The organism is Natrarchaeobaculum aegyptiacum (assembly GCF_002156705.1).
Classification (GTDB): Archaea; Halobacteriota; Halobacteria; order Halobacteriales; family Natrialbaceae; genus Natrarchaeobaculum; species Natrarchaeobaculum aegyptiacum.
The window spans coordinates 1,597,593-1,618,910 of record NZ_CP019893.1 but is presented as its reverse complement, the minus strand read 5'-3'; the positions used below and the strand labels follow the sequence as shown (position 1 = coordinate 1,618,910).

Here is a 21,318-nt window from a genome sequence, read left to right as displayed (position 1 = left end):
CTCCGATGGCACTGGTACACAGGTCTAGCAGTCGAGTCACTCCCCACGAGCCAGTCGAGTCGCGATTCGCTCGGGCAATCCGGCCTCCCTGACCGCCTCCTGAACCGCTTGGACGTCGTAGGAGACGCGGTGGGTATCGACCGACAGGCGCTCGAGGTCGACGACGGCGTAGGCGGCCCGGGGGTCGCCGTCGCGGGGCTGGCCCACGCTTCCGGGGTTGACGACGATCCCCTCCGAAAACTGGCGGACGCCCTGAACGTGGGTGTGGCCGAGCACGAGGACGTCCTCGTCGCCGAGCAGTCGTGGCGAGAACTCCTCGGGGTAGGTGTACCGGCGGTATCGCTGTGGGTCGTCGGGGTGGCCGTGGACGATCTTCACTCGCTCGTCGCACGCCCGTCGTTCGGTGGGGAGCGACTCGAGCCACGCGCGCTGGTCGTCGTCGAGGCGTTTCCGGGCGTGTTCGATGCCGGCTTTTCCCATCGGGTTGAACCCGCGCGCCGACTCCTCGAGTACAGCGGCGTCGTGATTGCCGAGGACGGTCGGGACCGCGCGTTCGCGGAGTTCGTCGACGCAGGCGGCGGGCCACGGGTTGTAGCCCACCACGTCGCCCGCACAGACCAGTTCGTCGACCGGTGGCATGTCCGAGAGGACGGCCTCGAGGGCGACCCGGTTGCTGTGAACGTCGGAGATGAGCCCGACTCGCATGGTCGAGGATACGGGCTCGAGCCCCAAGTGCGTGGCCGTGGGGTGCTCAGCACTCGAGTGGTGCAGCCGGGAGCGTAAACCAGAACGTCGATCCCTCACCCGGTTCGGAATCGACCCAGATGTCGCCGCCGTGGTGGGTGACGATCTTTCGGCACAGCGAGAGGCCGACGCCGGTACCGTCGATCTCGTCGGTGGCGTGGAGCCGTCCGAAGATCTCGAAGATCTGGTCGGTGTGATCGGGATCGATCCCGATCCCGTCGTCGGCGACGGCGAACACGCACCGGTCTCCTCGACGCTGGCCGGTGATCTCCACGGTCGGGGGCGCGTCGCCGCTGTAAGTCAGTGCGTTCGAAACGAGGTTGGCGAACAGTTGCTCGAGCTGGGCTGGGTTGGCACGGACCGCTGGCAGGTCCTCGACGGCGATGGCGGCGTCCGTGCCGTCGATTCGGTCCCGAAAACCGTTCAGCACGCCCGTGACGACGTCGTCGGTCTCGACGGCCTCGAACTCGTCGTCGGCCATATCGATCCGGGAGTACGAGTGCAGGCCGTCGACCATCGCACGCATCCGCTCTGCGCCGTCGACGGCGAAGTCGACGAACTCCTGGGCCTCGTCGTCGAGGTCGGCGGCGTGACGGGACTCGAGCAACTGCAGGTACGTCGAGATCATCCGCAGGGGCTCTTGCAGGTCGTGGGAGGCGACGTAAGCGAAACGTCTGAGCCGTTCGTTCGAGGCTTCGAGTTCGTCGATCGTCTCCTCGAGTTCGGCCCGGGCCTGCGCGCGGTCGACCAGCGTGTAGAGCATACGCTCGACGTCGCGGGTCGACTCGCCGGGTTCGAAGAACTCCTCCGGTGGCGTGTAGTAGAAGTTGTGACAGACCGTGTCGTCGTACACCAGGTGCGGGTGGGTTCTGATGACGTCGACGAGGATCTCCGGGGGGATGCGGTCGCAGTCGTAGTGACAGAGGGCGATGCAGTCTTCGCCTTTGAAGAGCTCGTTGACCCGGCTCTCGTAGGCCAGGAACTCCTCGAGCGTGGCCTCCTCGTCGAGCACGAAGTTCGTGTTCGCGGTGACCCGGAGGCCCGGATACTCCTCCCTGGCTTCCTCGATCGCTTGTGCGTAAACCTCGAGCATGTCGTCGGCGTCGAATCGGCCGGTCCTGAGGTAGGTCTCCTCGAGCGTGTGGAAGGTCAACTGGCCGGACTCGAGTGCGCCCTCGAGGTCGACGTCGGTGCCGAACTCGTCTCCCGGTGGATCGTCCGGCTCGCGCAGTTCGGCGAGAACCTCCTCGTCGGTCATGTCGTCGACGACGTACATGACTCGTTCGCCCCGTTCGATCCCCTGTCGGACGAACGGCGTCACCGTTGCGAACCGTTCCGCACGATCCCGGTAGAACAGTGCGATGTGCTCGCAGCTCTCGAGCGTCTCTAGACCTTCCAGCGGTTCGATCGTCCCGTCGAACTCCGGGCTCGAGCGAAGGGCTTCCAGTCCGCTCTCGATGGTCAGCGCGTCGCTGATTCCCCCATCGGGAACCCCCGACAGTCGGTGGGCGCTGGAAGCCGACTCGTTACTCATTATCTCGTCGAGGGTAGCTGCTGGCAAGAACCCACTGCCACGATACGTTGGTAGTGTCTCAGGCGGAGACGGCCTCAGTCACTGTCGCCGTTCTCGATGGCCGTCTCGAACCCATCGTCAGTCCGGACGACGCCGGCCGCACAGACGGCGTGTTCGAACTCGAGGTCGTAGGCCGTAGTCGCAGCGTCGGCGGCGTCGGCGGCCTCGAAGTCGAACACCTCGGGGGTATCTTTCTCGTAGGTCGCGACGAGTGTCGGTTCCTCGACCGTCTCGACGAGCAGGGCGTCTTTCCGGACCGTCCCGATCAGGGCCTCGCCGTCGTCGTCGATCGTGGCCGCGATCCGCGGCGTGTCGTAGTCGTCTTTCTCGTAATCGAGTGCGAGCAGACACTCCGCGAGCGCGTCTCGAGCGGGGTACCCGAGCTCGAGTTTCTCGGCGATCGGATCGACCTGTGAGCCGTTGCCGAACGCGACCGTCTGGCCAGTTGGGGTGTCGACGACGCGCAGGCAGTTGTAGGCGACGTACGGGTTGTCCGTTTCGGGCGCGTCGTCGGTCGGGCCGACGGTCAGGGCATCTTCGCGGGCGGTGATCTCACGGTTGGGAAACGATCTCGAGGAGACGCGGTAGGCGCCGACCTCGGGGCCGACGACGACGAATCGTCCGACGTACATAGTCGCAGGTGAGCGGGTGAGTGGAAAAGGCGTGTCGGTTCCGTCCAGTCCGGTGGGCCAAGCGTTCCTCGCCGCCTCGCGTCGGGAAGTGCTTTCATCGGGCCTCGTCGGCCAGAAACTATTCCCCGCTCGTCTCGAAAGTCGCCAGCTATGCGCCGACGTGCCTTCATTTCACTTGCTGCCGTCGTCCCGCTGGCAGGGTGTAGCGGCCTCCTCGGTGGCGGTGTCGAGGAGACGATCAGCGACGAAGAATTGGTCGAGTTCGAAGCCGACGACGGTGCCGAACTGACAGTCACCGTCGACGTCGTCGAGGTTGACGATCTGGATCTCGAGGACGAGATGGACGGCCTCGAGCGAGAAGGAGTCGGGATTCGGATCGACCGTCAGGGAGCTGGTCCGATCGAAACCCGAACGGTCCACGACAGCGAAACGTTCGAGCTCACCGTCGACGACGGCGGCACCCACACCGTGATGATCATCGGCGGAACGGCCGACGTGACGATCGAGTAGCCACTCCACTGCTCGATTTCGAGTTGCTGTCGGTGGGTTTCGACCGCCGAACGCCCGGTGACCGACCGACGGCGGTACCCTTTTCGACGTAGCCGTCCGAATAGCTGTATGTCCAGTGACGTTGCCGGTATGGGCGACGACCCGGGGGCTGGTTCGGATCCCGGACCGAACACCGACCCGGACGGCGACGGCCGGAGCTCCCCGTTCCGTTGGCTCGCCGTCGCCGTCGTGTTCGCGGTGCTCGCCTCGTCGGTATTCCTTCGGTCTGCGTCCGTCGTCGAGCCGTGGATCGTCGTCGCCGGGTTCGGTCTCTTCCTCGCGCTCGCACTCGTGCTCGCACGGCGGCGCTCGGGGGCTGACTCCCGCAGGGCAGCGCTCGACCGCCCCTCGACGGACGACGCCGACGGGGGCGACGGTAGCGTCTGGAACGCGATCCCGTCGTGGCAGTACGAGGGTCGCCACGTCGAATCCGGGGGACTGACCCGTAGTGAACAGGAACGGGCGCTCAGGGACATCCAGGAACAGGCCGACGAACTCTCTGACGATCCCTCTCGCGAGCCCTGAGAAGCCCGCTCGAGGGTCGCGTTTCACGGTCCGAACGGCGTCCACCGATCAGTCTGCACTCGCCGATTCGTCTTCGTCGCTTCCGTCTCGTCCTTCGCGCCAGTCCTCTAGGTCGTCGTCTTCGGTGTCGTCGATCCGCTGCTCGTAGTAGGCCATCGGATGCGGGATTCGCTCACAGAGGTCGTCCTTGTTGACGCAGTCGCCGTACGATTGCATCGTCGCACACGAAGGTGGTGAGTATTCGGTGGGCGAGGTCTCTCCGCGGATGTGGTCGGTCTGGTAGCGGGTCATCTCCTCGCCGAAGGTGGAGTTGACCCGGTAGAGGTCGACGATCTCGTCGGTGCTCATTCCGATGCTCGCGAGGAAGGCCGTGATCGCAAAGCGGGAGTGATGGGGGAGGTGTTCACCCTTCTGGACGTCGTCGAGCAGTGCCTTCATACACGGTGGGAAGAGGTCCGGGACGACGGTGTCGATGTCGCGGGTCAGGTCGAGGTCGGCGAGCACCTCGCGGACGGCCCCGGCTTCGGCCTCGAGTTCGCTCGCGATGGTCTCCGGGACGTCGAAGGGAAGCCCGTCCTCGATCCGTTCGCGGATCGCCTCGCGGACGAGCGCGTGGAGGTCGTCCTCGTCGACGACGACCTCGCCGTCTCGTACCGACCGATTGACCAGTCGCCACTCGTCTCCCCAGAGGTCTGCTGCGAGCGGAAGGTAGGTGCCGACGTCGATCAGGTACTCCGTTCGCTCGCTGTCACCGTCGACGACGGCTCGTTCTCGAACGGCGTCTGTCAGGTCGAACTCAGCGAGCAGGTCCGCCAGTTCGAGGCCGGTCGTCTCCACGCTCTTCAGTTCCGTCGTGTCCTCGAGGTCGGTGGCAAATCGGTCGAACGCCGTCGCTGCTTCCGCACGGGCGTACTTCCGGACGAGGACGCGTTCGTCGACCAGCGAGACGAGGACGCGGGCGACCGGGTAGGAGAGTAACTCCGTGCGCGGGTCGCGGTGGATTGGCCCGGTCTCGCCCTCCTCGAGGGCGGTAATCACACGTTGGCTCGCTCGTTCGACCACCGCCCGGTCAGACTGGACGACGCTCGCGAGGTCGACGGCCTCCGCTGCCACCGACTCACGGGCCGCCTCGAGGAACGGATACCGGGCGTGGAGTCGCTGCATCGGTACAACGATATTACTCCGGTGGGATAAGCTATCTGGTTGGATCGGTGGTCGGGCCGGCGAGAGTAAAACCGTATTACAGACGTTCGAAACGACCTCCAGAACGGGGGAAGTCGCCGCAGGCGGCCGGTTCGCCGAGAGGGTCGATTTCAAGGGCACCCGACACGTCGGTTCGTCTATGCCACGTGCGACCCGGGACGGCGTGTCGATCTACTACGAACACGAGGCCGACGCGGTGGGGACGCCGGTCGTCTTCGTGCAGGGACTTGGCTTCGGTCGGTGGATGTGGCGCTGGCAACGCGAAGCGGTCGCCGGCGAGCGCCCCGTGATCGCACCCGACAACCGCGGGACGGGCCGTTCGGACGCCGGCTTGCCCCCGCTCTTGCCACGGCTTCCCCGGAAGCTGCGAACCCCACTTATGCGCAAACTCGGCGGCTACTCCATCGCCGGACTGGCCGCCGACCTCGAGGCCGTCCTCGACGACGTCGGGACGCGTCGCGTCCACCTCGTCGGCGCGAGCATGGGCGGGATGATCGCCCTGCAGTACGCCCTCGAGTACAACCGCGTCGAGACGCTCACGCTGCTGTGTACGACCCCCGGCGGCCCGGAGGCGATTCCGGTGCCCGAGGAGACCCGAGAAGCGATGTTCGACGTAAAAAAGGGCGCGAGCGAACGCGAGACGTTCCGCCAGCGGATGCGGCCGGCGTTCAACGAACAGTTCACCAACCGGAATCCACACCTGATCGACCGCATTCTCGAGTGGCGACTCGAGCAAGACGCCGACGAGCCCGCTCGAGAGGCACAGGCCGCGGCGGTCCTCGGATTCGACGTCAGCGACCGACTCGGCGAGATTCGCGTGCCGACGCTCGTCTGCCACGGGACGAACGACCGCGTCGTGCCCGTCGGGAACGCGGAACTGCTCGCCGACCAGCTTCCGGACGCCCGACTCGAACTGCTCGAGGGGGGCTCACACTGCGTCTTTATCGAGGCGTCGGATCGCGTCAACGAGGTCCTCTCCGGGTTTCTGGCGGATCACGACTGAGATCCGGCGCTACTCGTCGTCGGACCAGTCCACGCTCGCCGGATCGTCCGTCGCCTCCCGGATCACGATTCGACCGTCGGTCTGGACGCCGACGTCGAATCCCTCGTAGGTGAACCACAGCTCGTGGACGCCGTCGACGCCGGTTCGCTGGGCGTGCTCGACGAACGAATCGAGTGCGGTCGGCTCGACCCCCTCGTAGATGGGCTCGAGTTCGAGCGGATCGGTCTCGAGTAGCGAGGCGACGCCGCTTACGACGGCGGTACTCGGCCGCTCACGGAGTGGGTCGAACGTGACGACGAACCCGTCTGTCGCCGTGGCTCGCTTTACGGCCCTGTCTGTTGGGTCGTCTGCGGAGGGCATACCCGTTCTAGAACGGCTGTCCGGTTGCCTTTGATCCTTACTATGTAGCGAGTTTTTCCCAGTGGACTCTCGCGGGATCAGTCTTCGGCGAACGAGTGTGACGGCACCCGCTCGAGCGGCGGCCCGTCCGACCCGAAGACGCGGGCCAGCAGGTTGCGATGTCCCCGTCGAAGTCGACCTGCGAGTGACTGGCGCGTGATCTCGAGGTCGGTCGCGAGGTCGTCGAGGGTCACCCGCCGCGGATCGTCGACGTACCCCCGCCTGAACGCGAGTTCGAGCGCCTCGAGCTGTGGCGTCGTGAGCCGGTCGTCCGCCGAGACGTCCTCGAGTGAGTGTAACCGTGAGATGGAGATTCCTACCTGTCGATCGCGACACCGCCGCTGGAACGATCGCAGGTGGTCGTGGTCGTCGGCTCGGATATGAACCGTCCAGCCGTCACGGGTGCCGATCGCAGAGCGCAGCGTCACGCTCGAGTTCGATGGTGGCCCGTGGAGCGGCCGAGAATAGCGCGTCGAACGGGATCGCCGGGACGGCTGTGGTGAACTCGACGAACGTAACCATCGCGACACGCTGACGAGATCGAACGGGCTAGCTCCGGGGGTCCAGTTCACGTGGCGATATCGTGTCAGTACGAAGACAGCGGTCGGCGACCCTCGCTGTGAGTACCCTGAGACTCAGTCGCTCTGGATCCGCGGCGCGAGCATGTACGTGACCTGCCCCTGTCCTTCCGCGAAGCCGTAGTAGATCTTGACGGGGAACTCCTCGCCGAGTGCGAGCGTGACCTCGGCGTCGCCGGGAATCGCCTTGTTCATGTCCTTGAGGTAGTCGAGACTGAAAAGCGAGTGGGCAGCACCGACCTGCAGGTCGATCAGGTCCTCCTGGGTGAGCTCGAGGTGGACGTCGTCGGTGTCACCCTCCGCGTCGACGTAGAAGTACTCCTCGGCGTCGTCGACGCCGAGTGCGATGTGGTCGCTCACCATGTCCGCCGCCGTCACCGAGCGGTTGACGTCCTTGCCCTCGAGGACGACCTCTGCGGGCAGGTCGAGGTTCGGGATGTCGGGTTCCTGACGGATGCTGTCGGGGTCGATCAGCGCGAGGGTGTACTCGAGCCCGTCGATCTGGATGTGCAGTTTGCGGGTCTCCTCGTCGAGTTCGACCTGGATGAGCTGGCCGGATTCGGCCATGCCAGCGATGTCCTCGAGTCGCGAGAGGTCGACGCCGATCGTCCCGCCATCGGCCTCGTAGGATTCGAACGCGGCCGCGTCGAGCGAGAGATCGACCATTCCAACGTTCGCCGGGTCGACGGCACGGATTTCGAGGCCCTCAGCCTCGAGGTGGATCTTGCACTCGTCGACCAGCACGCTCACCGAGTCGAGCGCGCTGGTGAGCGTTTCCGCGCTCACGATGGCCTTGAACATATGCGAGTGGATACGAACGGTCAGGTTAAAAAGCCATCCGTTACGCCCGAGGACGGGGGTGCGCCCGTCGCCGGTTCGGCCCGCACTGGTCACTCCCCGACGCCGGTCTCGATCCGGTCGGACACCGATTTCGGTCCCCCCGGACGGTGATCTCGGACCAACCGGACGCCGATCCGGTTCGATCCCGCTCGCCAGATCAGTACGCTTCGCGTAGCCGAATCTCCTCGTCGGTGATTGCTCTGAGTGTGTGCCGCCATCCGCACTCGTTGCCAGCGCGTCCGGATCCGTCCCTCGGTCGCAAACGCACCGACGGTTACGGGCCGAGGTGCGTCGCGAACCAGTCTGCGGCGTGGTCGGCAACCGCCTCGAGTTCCCCCTCGCCTTCGAAGAGGTGGCCGGCCCCCTCGACGACCTGCAGTTCGCGCTCACAGGAGAGCGCGTCGTACACCTCGCGATTCACCGCCAGCACGGACTCGTCCTCGCCGCCGACGACGAGCAGCGTCGGTGCGTCGACGGTTCCGCCGTCTTCTCGAGCCCCCTCGCCGCCGACCACTTCGCTCGCCAGATCGACCCGGCCGCCGCGGGAGACCACCGCATCGATCGACGTCTCGGAGCGTGCCGCCGCGCGGAGCGCCGCCGCCGCGCCCGTGCTCGAGCCGAAGTAGCCGATCGAGTCCGTCTCGACCGCGGGGTGGTCGCGAACCCACGCAGTCGTCGCGACGAGGCGGGCTGTTAGCAGCGGGATGTCGAACCGGTTCTCCCGGTCGCGATCCTCTGGTTCGGTGAGCAGGTCGAACAGAAGGGTACCGAGGCCGCGCTCGCGGACCGTCTCGGCGACGACGTTGTTTCGCGGGCTGTGTCGGCTGCTGCCGCTCCCGTGGGCGAAGACGACCAGCCCCGACGCACTCCCGGGGACGACGAGTTCCCCCTCGAGCGTCGCGTCCTCGAGTGGGATGTCTGTCACGAGACTCGTGTCGGCCATAGTCGTCGCTCCACCGTGGGGTGTGTTGACTGTTGGGGCGGCGAGTGCGGCGTCGGTGGCGGTCGTCGCGACGTTCAGGTGAGTCAGGGACGGATCCGCGTCCGAATCACGCGTCGTTGGCAGTGAAACCGACTGGAGCGACCGGAACTGAACGTTCCGATCCATCGCGTCGTGAGTGTCGCGCTCCGGCCTCACCGCCGGTCTGTGCCACCCGTCGGAAACCCTCCGTTTCCTCCTGAAACGGTTTCGAGGTCTTCCTGCCGTCCGGTCTCCCTTCAGTTTGGCCAGAACAGCCGTTCAGACTGTCTTTCTGACCCCGCGTGTATGCTGCAGTGAACGAAGTACAGCCCATGCCCGGATGCGGTATGGTCGACCATACCGCGGTCGTTCTCGCGGCAGGGGAGGGGACCCGGTTACGTCCGCTGACCCGGAACCGGCCGAAGCCGATGCTTCCGGCAGGAACGAAGCCGATCCTCGAGCACGTGTTCGATCAGTTGATCGACGCCGGAATCGACGCGATCACCGTCGTCGTCGGCTACCGCGGCAGCCGAATCCGCACCCACTTCGGTCCGAGCTACCGGGACGTAGAGCTGGAGTACGTAACCCAGTCTCGCCGTCTCGGGACTGGCCACGCGCTTCGCGCCGCCGCCGAAGCAATCGACGGAACGACGGTCGTCGTCAACGGCGACCAGCTCGCCGACGGCCGGATCGTCCGTGACGTCGTCGCGGCCCACGAACCCGGTGCCGCCGTGACGATCGGGCTCGTCAGCCGCCAGAAGATCGGCAAGTACGGTGGCGCACTCCTCGAGTCCGACGGGACCGTCTCGGCAATCGTCGAGAACCCGACCGAAGATCGGCCCTATCTCCTCAACGCCGGCGTCTACGCCGTCGAGCCGGCGATCCTCGAGGCGATCGACCGGACGGAACCAGTCGCGGGAGAGCGCTCGCTGGTCGACGCGATCTCGACGCTTATCGACGACGGCGAGACGGTTCGTGGCGTCGTCTCCGATGGACTCTGGCTCGACGCGACGTACCCGTGGGACTTACTCGAGGTGACAGCGACGCTGTTCGAGACCGGCGAGATCGCCGCCGACGTCGCCCCCTCTGCGACGGTTCACGAGTCGGCGACCGTTCGCTCGCCTGTCGTGATCGGACGCGACTGCGAGGTCGGCCCCGGCGCGGTCGTCGGACCCTACACCAGCCTCGGGGAGAACGCGACGGTCGGCGCTGGGGCCGTCGTCGAGCGCAGCCTCGTCGACGTCAACGCTCGAGTCGGCCAGAACGCCACCGTAATCGATTGCGTGACCGGGACGGGCGTCTCGATCGGTGCCGCCAGCACGATCCCGGGTGGTCCCGGAGCCGTTCGCGTCGGGGATCGCTTCTTCGGGGAGGAGTCGATCGGCGCGTTGCTCGCAGATCGGGTGACAGACGGCGGGGGTGTCACCTACGTTCCGGGGACGATCGTCGGCGCGGAAGTGACGGTCGCTGCAGGGGCGACGGTCCGTGGCACCATCGAGGACGAGACGGAGGTGCTCGGCTGATGTGTGGCATCATCGGCTACACCGGCGACGGATCGATCCTCGAGCGCCTGCTCGAGGGGCTGTCGAATCTCGAGTACCGGGGGTACGACTCCGCTGGCGTCGCGGTGGCGACCGATCCGCTCTCCGTCGAAAAGCGGGAAGGAGAGCTGTCGAACCTCGCGATCACGCTCGCCGAAGACCGTGGTCAGAACGACACCGGCGCGGGTGCTGACGAGAGCCCCGACGCGGACGGGTTCGAGCCTCTCGAGGTCGCAGCCGACGCCACCGGGTTCGACGGGCCGGCCGGAATCGGACACACTCGCTGGAGCACGCACGGGCCGCCGACCGACGCGAACGCTCACCCTCACGTCGCCGGCGACGGCACGGTCGCCGTGGTCCACAACGGCATCATCGAGAACTACCGGGTCCTCCGTGACGAACTGACTGCGGCTGGCGTCGAGTTCCGCAGTGAGACGGACACCGAGGTCGTCCCCCACCTCATCGAGCGCGAGCGTCGCGACGGCGCGGAGCGCGAGACGGCGTTCCGGCGTGCGATCGACCGTCTCGAGGGCAGCTACGCGATCGCGGCGGTCTTCGCCGGCTGTGAGACGATCTTCGGGGCACGCCGGGAGTCGCCACTCGTCGTCGGGTTCGGCGACGGCGGCACCTATCTCGCGAGCGACGTCCCGGCGTTTCTCGAGCGGACGAACCGGGTGAGCTATCTCGACGACGGGGAGTTCGTCGCGTGCTCGCCGTCGTCGGTGACCGTCACTGACGCCGCTGGAACCGAGGTCGAGAAACCGGTCGAGACGGTCGACTGGGATCCCGACGCCGCCGGAAAGAGCGGCTACGACCACTACATGCGAAAGGAAATCGCAGAACAGCCCCGCGCTATCAGGGACTGTCTTCGCGGTCGCGTCACCGAACTCGAGGGGACGGTGTCGCTCCCGGAACTCGAGGGCCTCGAGACGCCGTCGTCGGTCCAGTTCGTCGCCTGTGGAACGTCCTATCACGCGGGGCTCTTCGGCGAGCGACTCCTTCGACGCCGTGGCATCCACGCCCAGACGTTCGTCGCCAGCGAGTACGACGCGGCGGAGGTACCGATCGACGACGGGACGCTGGTCGTCGGCATCACCCAGAGTGGAGAGACCGCAGATACGATGCGAGCGCTTCGCGGCGCTGGTCGAGCGGGGGCGACGACGCTCGCACTGACCAACGTCGTCGCGAGTTCCGCCGCTCGCGAGTGCGATCGCGTCCTCTACATCCGCGCCGGGCCGGAAATCTCGGTCGCGGCGACCAAGTCGTTCGCCTCCCAGCAGGTCACGCTGTCGCTGCTCGCGAACGCGCTCGCCGACACCACCTCGCGTGCGCACCTTCGCGAACTTCGCCGACTTCCCGAGTACGTCCAGTCCGTCCTCGACGATACCGGCACCCGGGAAGTCGCCGAGGCGCTCGCCGACGCCGACGCATACTTCTTCATCGGCCGCGGCGACAACGCTCCCGTCGCCCTCGAGGGTGCGTTGAAGCTCAAGGAAATCTCCTACGAGCACGCCGAGGGATTCCCCGCCGGTGAACTCAAACACGGCCCGCTCGCTCTCGTCACGCCGAATACGCCGGTGTTCGCGATCGTGTCGGGGCGATCGAAGACTGCCGAGACGATCGGCAACGTCAACGAGGTTCGCGCTCGCGGCGCACCGGTCGTCGCCGTCACCGACGACCCGGAGTCTGTCGCCCCCCACACGGAGTACGTCCTCGAGATTCCCGAAACCCGGCCGTCGGTCGTTCCGATCGTCGCAAACGTCCAGTTGCAACTGGTCGCCTACTGGCTGGCGAACGCGCTCGACCGGCCGATCGATCGGCCGCGAAACCTGGCCAAGAGCGTTACCGTCCTCTGATCCCGTCGATCTGGCTGATCTCGAACCGGGAACCACCGCCTGCGGCCTCCAGGATGCCGATCTCCCACCCGTGGGCGTCGACAACGTCTCTCACGAGTTGCAGGCCGAGCCCAAACCCGTCGGAACCGGTCGTGTAGCCCGATTCGAACACCTGTTCCCGGGACTCCGGGTCGATCCCCGGGCCGTCGTCTTCGACGTAGAACCCGTCCTCGAGCAGTCCGGCGGTGACGGTTACGCGTGGGCTCCCGGCGTGCCCGCGCTCGGATTCGTCGCCATTCTCGCGCTCGTCGTCGTCTCCGGCCTCGACGTGAGCCGCTGTCACGTCTCCGGTTTCGCCCCCCGACTCCTCGACGCTGCTCACCGTCGCTCCGTGTTCGACGGCGTTCCCGAAGAGGTTCTCGAGTAACTGTACGAGTCGAGTCTCGTCGGCCGGAACCGTCACGTCCTCGTCGACCGCGACGTTCAGCGTCGCTTCGACCGTCGGCGGTGGGTGCCAGGCCGTCTCGAGGGCCTCGGCCAGCGAGACCGGTTCGACGTCGTCGACGATCGTTCCCGCCCGGGCCCGTTCTAACAGGTCGTCGATCAGCGACCCCATTCGCTCGTGGGCTGTCTGGATCGCTTCGACGTGTGGGATCTCGCCGTCGATTTCGTCTCGAGCCAGCTCGAGGTAGCCACTCGCGACGGTCAACGGCCCGCGAAGGTCGTGGGAGACGGTACCGGAGAACTCCTCGAGGCGTTCGTTCTGTCGTCTGAGGCGATCTTCCGCCATTTTCCGACGGGTGACGTCGCGCTGGAATCCGACGAAGTAGTGGCTCCCGGCGTCGTCACCTTCCGAACTCCCGTGGTCGTCGTCGCTGCTCCCGTCGCCCGTCTCTCCGATCGGCGCGATCGTTACCTCGTTCCAGAACATCGTTCCGTCTCGCCGGTAGTTCCTGAGCACGACGCTCACCGGTTCGCGGGCATCGATCGCCGCCCGCATCTCGTCGACGGGTCCCTGTTCGGTTCGTTCACCCTGCAGGAACCGACAGTTTCGTCCCAGAATCTCCTCGCGCGGATAGCCCGTCAGGCGTTCGAACTGCTGGTTGACGTAGATCAACGGGTTGTCCTCCCGACCGGGATCGGTGATCGTGATCCCGACCGGCGCTTCGTCCATCGCCGCGGTTTTGCGCTCGAGTTCGCGTCGCGTCCGGTGCTGGACGACCGCCTTCCGAATCTGGTTCCTGAGAAGCTCGAACTGGTCGGTGCCACGCCCTTTCGTGACGTATCCCGTCGCGCCGGCAGCGAACGCCTCGCTGGCGACTGCTTCCGATCCGGTGGCGGTAAACAGTATCACCGGCAGGTCCTCGCCAACGTCGCGCACTGATTCGAGCAGCTCGATCCCCGACAGTCCCGGCATCTCGTAGTCGGTAACCAGACAGTCGTACGAGCCGTCGCGGACGCGCTCGAGTGCCCTGGTCGGATCGGACTCCGTTTCGACGGATAGCGACGTCGTCTCGAGGGTCGCAGCCGTCAGCTCGAGCAGTGTCTCGTCGTCGTCGACGTAGAGGACTTGACCGGGCTCGTCGGCCTCGGTACGCATACCGATCGTACGACACAGGGCCGGGTAACCTTTTTTGCAGATTGCTGGCGTTTCTGACGGTCGTGAGCCAGCGTCCCGTCGCCGACGATCAGAAACCTGACTGTGTTGACGACCTCCCGGACTGCGTCGGTGGGCCAGCCGATAGCCTCTCGAGGCCATCCGCACCGACCGCTCACGATTCGCCAGCGGACGCGAGCGGCAGGGAGACGACGATCGCGGTCCGTCCGTCTTCCCGTCCGGTGAGTTCCACGCTCCCGTCGTATCGCTCGACGAACTGCTTGACGACGTGCAGGCGGACGGTGGCATCCACGTTCTGGGCGACTTCGTCCGTCGCTGTGTCCAGACTGCCCACCGGTACGGCGGTGACGTCATCGACGACAGCGACCTCGACCCGATCTGCGTTCGGGTCCGGGACCGAGACCGAGACCGGAAGGGTGCGCTCGTTGCCGGTCTCTTCGACGCCGTCCACCGCCGACAGCACGCTTCGAACGAGGATGTTGAGATTCTCGTCTGCGCGCACCGGGATCGGCCCCTCCGGCCGATCGATCGTCACGCGAACGTCGTCGCGTCGCGCTTCGACTCGTTCGCGTTCTTCCTCGAGGACCGTCCCCAGATCGACCGATCGGAGCGCCGGATTCGACTCTTCGATCGTGGTAACCGCCAGATCGACGGAGTCGGTGAGTTCGACGATGTGCTCGCCAGCGTCGACGAGCTGTGAGACGATCCGTTCTTCTGCGGGCGTGGCCGGCTCGAGTTCGGCTGCCCAGCCGAGGATGACGCCGGCGTCGTCCCTGATCCCGTGGTAGACCAGCCAGTGCAACACCGCGAGTTCACGGCGCTGGCGTTCGAGTAGCGCGGTTCGCTGTCGCCGCTCGATCGCGTAGGTTGCCGTCTGGGCCAGCAACCGTGGCGTGACGTGCGATTTGACCAGGTAATCCTGCGCTCCCCGCTCGAGCGCGCGCTGCCCGAGGCGTGTATCGTCAGTCCCGGTCAGCACGACGACCGGTCGCTCCGGAGCCGCCTCGAGCACCGCCTCGAGCGTGTCGAGCCCGGAGGAGTCCGGCAGGTTCAGATCGAGTATCACGAGGTCGAACGGATCGCTCGCGTCCTCGAGGCTCGAGCGCGCACTCGTCAGGTCACCCGCCGTCTCGACCGTTACGTCCCGGCTTGACCTTCCCGAACCGCCTTTCCCGTCCCCAACGTACTGCTGGAGCATCGTTCGGTAGAGCCGCGACTCGAGCTCCTGGTCTTCGACGAGTAACAGCCGCAGCGAACTACCGGAACCCGACTCGGAAACGGAATCCATCCCACCCATAGCCGTCGGACCACCTCGAGCATCCTTAATAATCGGGGTGTTCACCCCCTCGAGAGGCCGATTCGTGTGTGCTCTGGTTGTTTCTGTTGGTAACGCGTGGATCGGTTGAATCGTCGTCACTATCTTCGCCGTCGCGGGTGGCACTCCCGGTGGCACTGCCGCTGCCGTCACCGCCGACACCGACGTCCGTACCCGGCGTCGAATCGCCCTCCACCGGATCGCGCTGGTGGCCCAGCAACCGTCGCCAGGGCTCGCGCTCGTCGCGAGCCTGTTCCCGCCTGGCCTCGAGTGCATCCAGTTCCGCGCTGACCTGTCGGTAGGACTCGGTCGTGGTGACGCTGGACCCGAGGTGACGCTCGACGAACGCCAGCCTGTGGCGTCGTGCGTCGATCTCACGGGCCAGCGGGGACGCGTCGGCGAGCCGCTGGAGTTCGTCGACGGCGTCGCAAAGCGCCGTCTTCGTCACCGGCTTTTCCAGTATCCGATCGGCAGGGAGCGTGACGTCCGCCGGCGAGACCTGCGCGGACGACAGGAGCGCGACGGCCGTCCCGCTCGCGAGACTCGAGATCGTTCGCGCGACTTCCTCGCCCGGGAGTGTCGGCAGCGTCCGGTCGAGTACTGCCACGTCGATCGCGTCGTCGAGGCGGCGTAACGCGTCGCGGCCCTCCGCGGCGGTCACGACGTCGTAATCGGACTCGAGCCACAGCGAGTAGAGCGTGCGCAACCGATCGTCGTCCTCCGCCAGGAGCACCGTCGGCGAGCCGGTTCCCTCGACGTAGGCTGCGTCCCACGCGGCCATCGACTCGAGGATCTCGACCAGTTCCCGACCGGCCGCCGTCAGTTCGTACTCGACGCGTCTGGGCTGTTCCTGGACGACGTCCCGCGAGACGACGCCGTGCTCGCGGAGGGCAGACAGGTCGTCCGAAAGCACCTTGTTCGAGATGCCCTCGAGTTCGGTCTGCAGGTCGCCGAACCCGAGTCGCCCCTCGGTCGCGAGCGCGAGGAGCACCCGCGGTTTCCACTTCGTTCCCAGGATCGACCCTGCCGTCGTCTGTGCCGGATCCGGCTCTCGTTCCATTGACTGGTCAGTTTCCGTTCGGTGTGCTCGTGACCCTGTACACTGTTCTCTCATACTGTCGCTGTATGGATAAACTGCAGGCCCCGGTACCTCTCGAGCGGGCGGTATGCTCGAGGTAACCCCGGTGGGGTACGTACGGCTCGCTGCCAGTATAGGGCCGTCCGGTGGCTATCTTCTCCAATGACTGACACCGCACCCGACCGCTGTCTGCACTGTGGGTCGCGGTCGCTCGACGTCGACCGGATCGTCGAGCACGGCTGTGGGCACGTCGATTCGTTCGACGCGTTCTCCGAGGCCTGTCCGAAGTGCGGCCGTGAGACGGCGGCGGAAGACCTCTCGGCAGTGCAGACGGTCGACCGCTGTCGTGACTGCGGCGTGCGTGCTCCCGTTCTCGCGACCGGATCGATCGGGCCGCTCCCTGCGGTCTCGGTCCCGACGCTCCCGTCGCCCGACGAGCAACTGAACTGGGTCCCGGCGCGATTCCTTCCGGACTCCCGTCGCTCACGCCAGCTGTTCAGCACTCTGCTCGTGCTCGTCGTCCTCGCTGCAGGCATCGCTGGGGCAGTGTCGGTCACGCCGATGTTACAGGAGAGTCAGGGCGATCCGGAGACGGTAGAGACGAGCTGGGAGGAGTACGACTCGATCGTCGTCTTCAGGAACGACGACATCCAGCCCTGGTACAACCCCGAGGCGATGCGAGCAGTCGATCGGGTCTTCATCGACGAGGAGGTACCGGTCACCCTCGCGATCATCCCACAGACGGGCGGCGAGGCACCGCTCACCGACGACCCTGACCTCTGTACGTACCTGCGCTCGCTCGAGACCGATCACCCCGACCAGTTCGAGATGGCCCTGCACGGCTACACGCACGAGTCGGAGACCGATTTCTACGGCGGAAGCGAGTTCGGTGGGCTCTCCGAATCCGAGCAACGCGAGCGACTGGGCGAGGGGGCGGCTATCCTCGACGAGTGCGTCGAATCGCCCTCGTCGACGTTCGTTCCGCCGATGAACACCTACGACGAGACGACGGTCGAGGTGAGCGCGGCGGCGAACTACACGACCGTCTCCGGTGGCCAGTGGTTCACAGACCAGTACTACGACGAGCCGAACGGCACCGTCTTCGAGGACAGTGGTGTGATTCACGTTCCCGAGACCCAGTCGATGGAAGACTGGAGCGCCTACGCGGAGGACGAATACGCCGAAGATGGCGACACCGATGACAGCGACAACGGTAGCGACAGCAACGACAATGACGGCGACAGCGGTGACGAGGACGAGGCCGAAACCGAGGACGCCCACGAGGACGTCCCCTTCCACGACCTCGAGACGCTGACCGACTCGTTCGACGACTCCCACGCCGACGGGGACGTCCACGTCGTCATGTTACACTACCAGTACTTCACGACCGACGAGCGGCTCGAGCTCCTCGAGTCGCTGATCCAGCACATGAAAGGCGAAGACGACGTCGCCTTCATGACGGTCGAACAGCTCTCGGCCGGCCTCGAGACGGGTGCGATCGAGGAGACCGACGACGGCTGGCGCGTTCACGAGCCGATCGCCGAGGTGACCCAATGACGGCACCGCGGTCGGTCGTCGACGCGGTCGTCGGTACCGTCGGTGACCGGCTCGAGCGATCTGCCGCCAGCCTCCTCGAGAGTGGCCGGCGGTTCGGTCGGATCCTCCGCGCGGTGAAGTGGCGCTCGGTCGCGCTCTTTCTGTCGGCACTGGTCCCGTTCGGGCTGTTGATCGACGTGATGGCCCCCGGGACGCTGTACGCGATCGGATTGCTCGGCTGCCTCCTGCTCGCGTACCTCGTCTGGTCGTACTACGTCGTCGAGCGCGCACCGCAGTACGGCTCCTGGTTCGGAACCCGCGCGCTCGCGGTCGTCGTGGTGGGCTACCTCGGTGTCATCGTCTGGCTCGGCTGGCTCGCCCCGTCGCCGCTCGCGATCGTTCACCTCGGGGCGGTCGTGCTGATCTTCGTCTACTACTGGTTCATCGCGTTCATCGCGCTCTTTCACGACCAGCTCGGTCGCTCGAAGTACGAACCGCACCCGCCCTACCCCGACGTGACCGTCCTGATCCCCGCCTACAACGAGGAAGGATACGTCGGCCGGACGATCCAGTCGATCCTGGCAGCCGACTATCCTATCGACGCCCTCGAGGTCATCGCGATCGACGACGGGAGCACCGACGGCACACTCGCGGAGGCGAGTGCGTACGCCGCGGCCGACGATCGGGTGTCAGTTCTCACCAAGGAAAACGGCGGCAAGTACTCCGCGCTCAACTACGGGCTGTTGTTCGCAGGCGGCGACGTGATCGTCACCGTCGACGCCGACAGCATTCTCGAACCCGACGCGCTTCGGTACATCGTCGCGCCGTTTGCCGCCTCCGAGACGATCGGTGCCGTCGCGAGCAACGTCACGATCTGGAACCGCGATTCGCTCGTCACCCGGTGTCAGCAACTCGAGTACACGATTGGGGTCAACATCTACCGGCGGGCGCTCGATTACTTCGGGATCGTGATGGTCGTGCCTGGCTGTCTGGGAGCCTATCGCAGAGAGGTGTTGACCGAGGTGTTCGCGTACGACCCGGACACGCTCACCGAGGATTTCGACGTCACGATGAAGGTGCTCCGGGCGGGCTATCGCGTCTCGGTCAGCGACGCTCGCGTCTACACGGAAGCGCCTGCGACCTGGGGGGACCTCTACCGGCAGCGACTGCGCTGGTACCGGGGCAACTACATGACTATCCTCAAGCATCGTTCGGTGGTCACCGACGGCGAGTACGGCTATCTGAGCCGAATCGCGCTCCCGTTCCGGCTGGTCGAGATGTTCTTCCTGCCGATGGCGAGCGTGGTCATCCTGGCGTACATCGGCTGGCTCATCCTCGCGGGCTACGCGATGATCGTCCTGGCAGTCTTCGTCTTCTTCACGAGCATCGTCTTCCTGATCGCCGCGCTGGGGATCCAGATCGAGGGTGAAGACTGGCGACTGCTCGTCTACGCGCCCCTGCTCGTCGTCGGCTACAAGCAGTTTCACGACGCGCTCAACCTGCGGTGTATGGTCGACGTCCTCTCCGACCGGGAGTTCGACTGGACGAGCGCAAAACGGGTCGAACAGTATCCCTCCGGTGAGACAGGCCACCGTCCCCATCCCACGGCGTCCTCGGACCCTGCTCCGAAAGACCCCGAACCCGACGGACAGGAACCCGCCTGACCCTCGTTCGAACACCTCGAGCGATCGGTCACGCCGCCAACCCGAGGCCGAACACCCGTTCGCCGCGACCGACCCTCGAGTGCCAGTCTGTCCGACTACGGTCTCGCCGGTAGCATCCCGACCTCGTGCAGTTCCAGCCGATACGCCGTCTCTGATTCGAACCCGGCTCCTGATCCCGCCCCCGTCCCCGTCTGCCGAAATCGGACGAACAGCCGAATCTCGTAGCTCTCCCCGGTCGCAATCTCGCGGTCGAGCGGGACTTCGACGATGCCCTTCTTACGCACCACGTTAACTTCGCGGTCGCACTCGAGGTCGGTGATCGCATAGAGAAGCTGGATCGACTCGAGGTCGCAGGTCGGAACTGCTACCGTCTCACACAGCGGAACTGGTTCGAACGGAACCATCCCGATCTCGTAGGCGTCGGATAGCGTGGCCAGCCCACCGCCAGCGTCGACGTAGTGGGTCTCGTCGACGACGAATCGAAGCTCGCGAATCTCGAGGGCGAACCGGGAAATGGCCGCGGCCTCGAGTCCGGCCGTCCGGCCATCGTAGCCCAGACTCACGTCGGCCGGGGCCGGGTCCGGGGGGACGAGTTCGCGGCGCACCGGCGTGACCTCGCGGCGGGACGGATGGTCGTCGCCGGTGGTCGGCGCGGCCGTTCGAGTGCGGGCCGATTGCAGGCGGTCGAGCACGGCCGGGATCCGCCTCGAGGGACTCATGATAGCCCGTTGAACGGACTGGCACTTAGCGGTTTGCTCGAGTTCCGACGCCCTCGAGGCCCCGTGCTGTGCAGGCACGAACGGCTTGCCGTTCTCGGCGGTAGCCGTCGCCATGACCACGTTCACTCCCGACGACGTCGACAAGACCGTCGAAACCGAGACCGGCGACGTGCTGGGCGTCGTCGTCGAGGTCGAAGCCGAGACCGCCTACGTCGATCCCGAACCCGACGCGATCGAGTCGACCCGGGCCGTCCTCGACTGGGGACAGGGCGACCCACAGGTCGTCCCCCTGACCGACGACGCCGTCGCCGAGATCGGCGACGAGACGATCCGCCTCGCAGCCGACGTCCCGGCAGAGAGCATCACGTCCGGTGCGGTGGAGGAGGGCGATGCGATCGAATCCGAGGGCGACCGCGGGACCGACGACTACGAGCCCGGTGAGCCCGTTGCATCGAGTCCGCCGGAGGCCGAGCGGGACGCCGACGTACCCGGGGAGACACCACCCACGGGCGACCCCGATCCGCAGGCGCCACTCGAGGACGACGAGTTCTCCGACGCACCCGAGGGTGGCGCGCGCGTCGACCCGGACGACGAGATGGCCGCTTCCGGAGAGGTGGGCGAGCAGGGAACCGCGGACGAGCCGTTCGACGCCGACGAACTGGACGCGATCGAGGACGACGCGAGCCGCGGGCTCGAGGTCGATCCGTCCGAACTTACGACGGACGACGAGGCAGACATTCGAGCGGGTGAGGACGTGGGCAACCGGACTGATGGTTCGATGGAACCGACGGGGGACGAAGCAAGCGAGGGCCCCGGCTCACGGGGCGGCTCCACGACGGACGACGGCTCGACGCCCGAGGACGCGGGGTCGATCGACGCCGAGATTCCGGGTGCACCAGAGCAGCGACCCGACCACCCCGACGACTTCGATTCCGACGAAGACGAGGCCGGCGGCGAAGACCCGGACTCCGACCTCGAGTAGCACCGGGAGTCGAACGGGAGAGC

At 66.2% G+C, this 21,318-nt stretch carries 21 protein-coding genes; 8 read left to right on the top strand and 13 right to left on the bottom strand.

What is annotated here, in order from left to right; translation table 11 throughout:
* Positions 1–36: 36 nt before the first annotated feature.
* The 3 genes from B1756_RS08005 to B1756_RS07995 all read right to left on the bottom strand — a co-directional run bounded on the left by B1756_RS08005 (position 37) and on the right by B1756_RS07995 (position 2,949).
* Entirely contained in the window at positions 37–705 is a 669-nt protein-coding gene (locus B1756_RS08005; protein WP_086888067.1) for a metallophosphoesterase family protein, read from the bottom strand.
* A 46-nt stretch (positions 706–751) separates the two neighbouring features.
* A complete protein-coding gene (locus tag B1756_RS08000) occupies positions 752–2,278 on the bottom strand; it encodes a sensor histidine kinase (RefSeq protein ID WP_086888066.1) in 1,527 nt (508 codons plus the stop codon).
* Positions 2,279–2,352: 74 nt separating this feature from the next.
* Positions 2,353–2,949, bottom strand: coding sequence for an IMP cyclohydrolase (locus B1756_RS07995; RefSeq protein WP_086888065.1), 597 nt, complete (start codon positions 2,947–2,949; stop codon positions 2,353–2,355).
* 150 nt (positions 2,950–3,099) lie between these two features.
* On the opposite strand from B1756_RS07995, the gene B1756_RS07990 reads away from it, so the two are divergent.
* Positions 3,100–3,459 carry a hypothetical protein gene (locus tag B1756_RS07990; protein WP_086888064.1) on the top strand — a complete coding sequence of 120 codons (360 nt, stop codon included), beginning with the start codon at positions 3,100–3,102 and terminating at the stop codon, positions 3,457–3,459.
* A 108-nt stretch (positions 3,460–3,567) separates the two neighbouring features.
* A complete protein-coding gene (locus tag B1756_RS07985; protein ID WP_186336518.1) occupies positions 3,568–4,023 on the top strand; it encodes a hypothetical protein in 456 nt (151 codons plus the stop codon).
* Between the two features lie 48 nt (positions 4,024–4,071).
* On the opposite strand, the gene priL is transcribed toward B1756_RS07985, so the two are convergent.
* The gene (gene priL / locus B1756_RS07980) at positions 4,072–5,187 is read right to left on the bottom strand and encodes a DNA primase regulatory subunit PriL (RefSeq protein ID WP_086888063.1); all 1,116 of its coding nucleotides are present in this window, start codon (positions 5,185–5,187) and stop codon (positions 4,072–4,074) included.
* 178 nt (positions 5,188–5,365) lie between these two features.
* On the opposite strand from priL, the gene B1756_RS07975 reads away from it, so the two are divergent.
* Positions 5,366–6,229 carry an alpha/beta fold hydrolase gene (locus B1756_RS07975; protein ID WP_086888062.1) on the top strand — a complete coding sequence of 288 codons (864 nt, stop codon included), beginning with the start codon at positions 5,366–5,368 and terminating at the stop codon, positions 6,227–6,229.
* A gap of 9 nt (positions 6,230–6,238) precedes the next feature.
* Here B1756_RS07975 and B1756_RS07970 read toward each other — a convergent pair whose 3' ends face one another.
* The 5 genes from B1756_RS07970 to B1756_RS07955 form a co-directional block, all read right to left on the bottom strand.
* The gene (locus B1756_RS07970; protein WP_086888061.1) at positions 6,239–6,589 is read right to left on the bottom strand and encodes a HalOD1 output domain-containing protein; all 351 of its coding nucleotides are present in this window, start codon (positions 6,587–6,589) and stop codon (positions 6,239–6,241) included.
* Positions 6,590–6,666: 77 nt separating this feature from the next.
* Positions 6,667–7,056, bottom strand: coding sequence for a helix-turn-helix domain-containing protein (locus B1756_RS07965; RefSeq protein ID WP_161493160.1), 390 nt, complete (start codon positions 7,054–7,056; stop codon positions 6,667–6,669).
* Positions 7,025–7,150, bottom strand: coding sequence for a hypothetical protein (locus B1756_RS20040; RefSeq protein WP_267128235.1), 126 nt, complete (start codon positions 7,148–7,150; stop codon positions 7,025–7,027). Before B1756_RS20040 ends, B1756_RS07965 begins: the two co-directional genes overlap by 32 nt.
* A gap of 113 nt (positions 7,151–7,263) precedes the next feature.
* Positions 7,264–8,007, bottom strand: coding sequence for a DNA polymerase sliding clamp (locus B1756_RS07960; RefSeq protein WP_086888059.1), 744 nt, complete (start codon positions 8,005–8,007; stop codon positions 7,264–7,266).
* 313 nt (positions 8,008–8,320) lie between these two features.
* Positions 8,321–8,989, bottom strand: coding sequence for a dienelactone hydrolase family protein (locus B1756_RS07955; protein WP_086890095.1), 669 nt, complete (start codon positions 8,987–8,989; stop codon positions 8,321–8,323).
* Between the two features lie 365 nt (positions 8,990–9,354).
* On the opposite strand from B1756_RS07955, the gene B1756_RS07950 reads away from it, so the two are divergent.
* Complete coding sequence (locus B1756_RS07950; protein WP_086888058.1) at positions 9,355–10,530, top strand: sugar phosphate nucleotidyltransferase; 1,176 nt, start codon at positions 9,355–9,357, stop codon at positions 10,528–10,530.
* Positions 10,530–12,404 carry a glutamine--fructose-6-phosphate transaminase (isomerizing) gene (gene glmS, locus B1756_RS07945; RefSeq protein WP_086888057.1) on the top strand — a complete coding sequence of 625 codons (1,875 nt, stop codon included), beginning with the start codon at positions 10,530–10,532 and terminating at the stop codon, positions 12,402–12,404. The genes B1756_RS07950 and glmS overlap by 1 nt, the downstream gene beginning before the upstream one ends.
* On the opposite strand, the gene B1756_RS07940 is transcribed toward glmS, so the two are convergent.
* The 3 genes from B1756_RS07940 to B1756_RS07930 all read right to left on the bottom strand — a co-directional run bounded on the left by B1756_RS07940 (position 12,391) and on the right by B1756_RS07930 (position 16,376).
* Complete coding sequence (locus B1756_RS07940; RefSeq protein WP_086888056.1) at positions 12,391–13,983, bottom strand: receiver/sensor box histidine kinase; 1,593 nt, start codon at positions 13,981–13,983, stop codon at positions 12,391–12,393. The genes glmS and B1756_RS07940 overlap by 14 nt on opposite strands.
* A gap of 172 nt (positions 13,984–14,155) precedes the next feature.
* Positions 14,156–15,298: a response regulator gene (locus tag B1756_RS07935; RefSeq protein WP_161493159.1), complete on the bottom strand. Its 1,143-nt coding sequence runs from the start codon at positions 15,296–15,298 to the stop codon at positions 14,156–14,158.
* Positions 15,299–15,323: 25 nt separating this feature from the next.
* A complete protein-coding gene (locus B1756_RS07930) occupies positions 15,324–16,376 on the bottom strand; it encodes a winged helix-turn-helix transcriptional regulator (RefSeq protein ID WP_086888054.1) in 1,053 nt (350 codons plus the stop codon).
* Positions 16,377–16,556: 180 nt separating this feature from the next.
* Between B1756_RS07930 and B1756_RS07925 the strand changes: the two genes are divergently transcribed.
* Both B1756_RS07925 and B1756_RS07920 read left to right on the top strand, forming a co-directional pair.
* On the top strand, positions 16,557–17,951 hold the full coding sequence (locus B1756_RS07925; protein ID WP_086888053.1) for a DUF2334 domain-containing protein: 1,395 nt from the start codon (positions 16,557–16,559) through the stop codon (positions 17,949–17,951).
* The gene (locus B1756_RS07920) at positions 17,948–19,594 is read left to right on the top strand and encodes a glycosyltransferase family 2 protein (RefSeq protein ID WP_086888052.1); all 1,647 of its coding nucleotides are present in this window, start codon (positions 17,948–17,950) and stop codon (positions 19,592–19,594) included. The genes B1756_RS07925 and B1756_RS07920 overlap by 4 nt, the downstream gene beginning before the upstream one ends.
* A 95-nt stretch (positions 19,595–19,689) precedes the next feature.
* Here B1756_RS07920 and B1756_RS07915 read toward each other — a convergent pair whose 3' ends face one another.
* Positions 19,690–20,427 (bottom strand): hypothetical protein, encoded by a 738-nt coding sequence (locus B1756_RS07915; protein ID WP_152031276.1) that lies wholly within the window; start codon positions 20,425–20,427, stop codon positions 19,690–19,692.
* On the opposite strand from B1756_RS07915, the gene B1756_RS07910 reads away from it, so the two are divergent.
* Positions 20,426–21,295, top strand: a complete 870-nt coding sequence (locus tag B1756_RS07910) for a hypothetical protein (protein ID WP_086888050.1) — start codon at positions 20,426–20,428, stop codon at positions 21,293–21,295. The two genes, B1756_RS07915 and B1756_RS07910, sit on opposite strands and share 2 nt — an antisense overlap.
* Positions 21,296–21,318 lie beyond the last annotated feature (23 nt).

Excerpts from the sequence above, each read along its gene's own strand:
- priL (WP_086888063.1), bottom strand. The coding sequence starts at position 5,187 with ATGCAGCGACTCCACGCCCGGTATCCGTTCCTCGAGGCGGCCCGTGAG.
- B1756_RS07940 (WP_086888056.1), bottom strand. The coding sequence starts at position 13,983 with ATGCGTACCGAGGCCGACGAGCCCGGTCAAGTCCTCTACGTCGACGAC.
- B1756_RS07975 (WP_086888062.1), top strand. The coding sequence starts at position 5,366 with ATGCCACGTGCGACCCGGGACGGCGTGTCGATCTACTACGAACACGAG.
- B1756_RS07950 (WP_086888058.1), top strand. The coding sequence starts at position 9,355 with ATGGTCGACCATACCGCGGTCGTTCTCGCGGCAGGGGAGGGGACCCGG.
- B1756_RS07990 (WP_086888064.1), top strand. The coding sequence starts at position 3,100 with ATGCGCCGACGTGCCTTCATTTCACTTGCTGCCGTCGTCCCGCTGGCA.
- B1756_RS07925 (WP_086888053.1), top strand. The coding sequence starts at position 16,557 with ATGACTGACACCGCACCCGACCGCTGTCTGCACTGTGGGTCGCGGTCG.
- B1756_RS07930 (WP_086888054.1), bottom strand. The coding sequence starts at position 16,376 with ATGGAACGAGAGCCGGATCCGGCACAGACGACGGCAGGGTCGATCCTG.
- B1756_RS08005 (WP_086888067.1), bottom strand. The coding sequence starts at position 705 with ATGCGAGTCGGGCTCATCTCCGACGTTCACAGCAACCGGGTCGCCCTC.
- B1756_RS07955 (WP_086890095.1), bottom strand. The coding sequence starts at position 8,989 with ATGGCCGACACGAGTCTCGTGACAGACATCCCACTCGAGGACGCGACG.
- B1756_RS07915 (WP_152031276.1), bottom strand. The coding sequence starts at position 20,427 with ATGGCGACGGCTACCGCCGAGAACGGCAAGCCGTTCGTGCCTGCACAG.
- B1756_RS07935 (WP_161493159.1), bottom strand. The coding sequence starts at position 15,298 with ATGGGTGGGATGGATTCCGTTTCCGAGTCGGGTTCCGGTAGTTCGCTG.
- B1756_RS07910 (WP_086888050.1), top strand. The coding sequence starts at position 20,426 with ATGACCACGTTCACTCCCGACGACGTCGACAAGACCGTCGAAACCGAG.
- B1756_RS20040 (WP_267128235.1), bottom strand. The coding sequence starts at position 7,150 with ATGGTTACGTTCGTCGAGTTCACCACAGCCGTCCCGGCGATCCCGTTC.
- glmS (WP_086888057.1), top strand. The coding sequence starts at position 10,530 with ATGTGTGGCATCATCGGCTACACCGGCGACGGATCGATCCTCGAGCGC.
- B1756_RS07970 (WP_086888061.1), bottom strand. The coding sequence starts at position 6,589 with ATGCCCTCCGCAGACGACCCAACAGACAGGGCCGTAAAGCGAGCCACG.
- B1756_RS08000 (WP_086888066.1), bottom strand. The coding sequence starts at position 2,278 with ATGAGTAACGAGTCGGCTTCCAGCGCCCACCGACTGTCGGGGGTTCCC.
- B1756_RS07920 (WP_086888052.1), top strand. The coding sequence starts at position 17,948 with ATGACGGCACCGCGGTCGGTCGTCGACGCGGTCGTCGGTACCGTCGGT.
- B1756_RS07995 (WP_086888065.1), bottom strand. The coding sequence starts at position 2,949 with ATGTACGTCGGACGATTCGTCGTCGTCGGCCCCGAGGTCGGCGCCTAC.
- B1756_RS07985 (WP_186336518.1), top strand. The coding sequence starts at position 3,568 with ATGTCCAGTGACGTTGCCGGTATGGGCGACGACCCGGGGGCTGGTTCG.
- B1756_RS07960 (WP_086888059.1), bottom strand. The coding sequence starts at position 8,007 with ATGTTCAAGGCCATCGTGAGCGCGGAAACGCTCACCAGCGCGCTCGAC.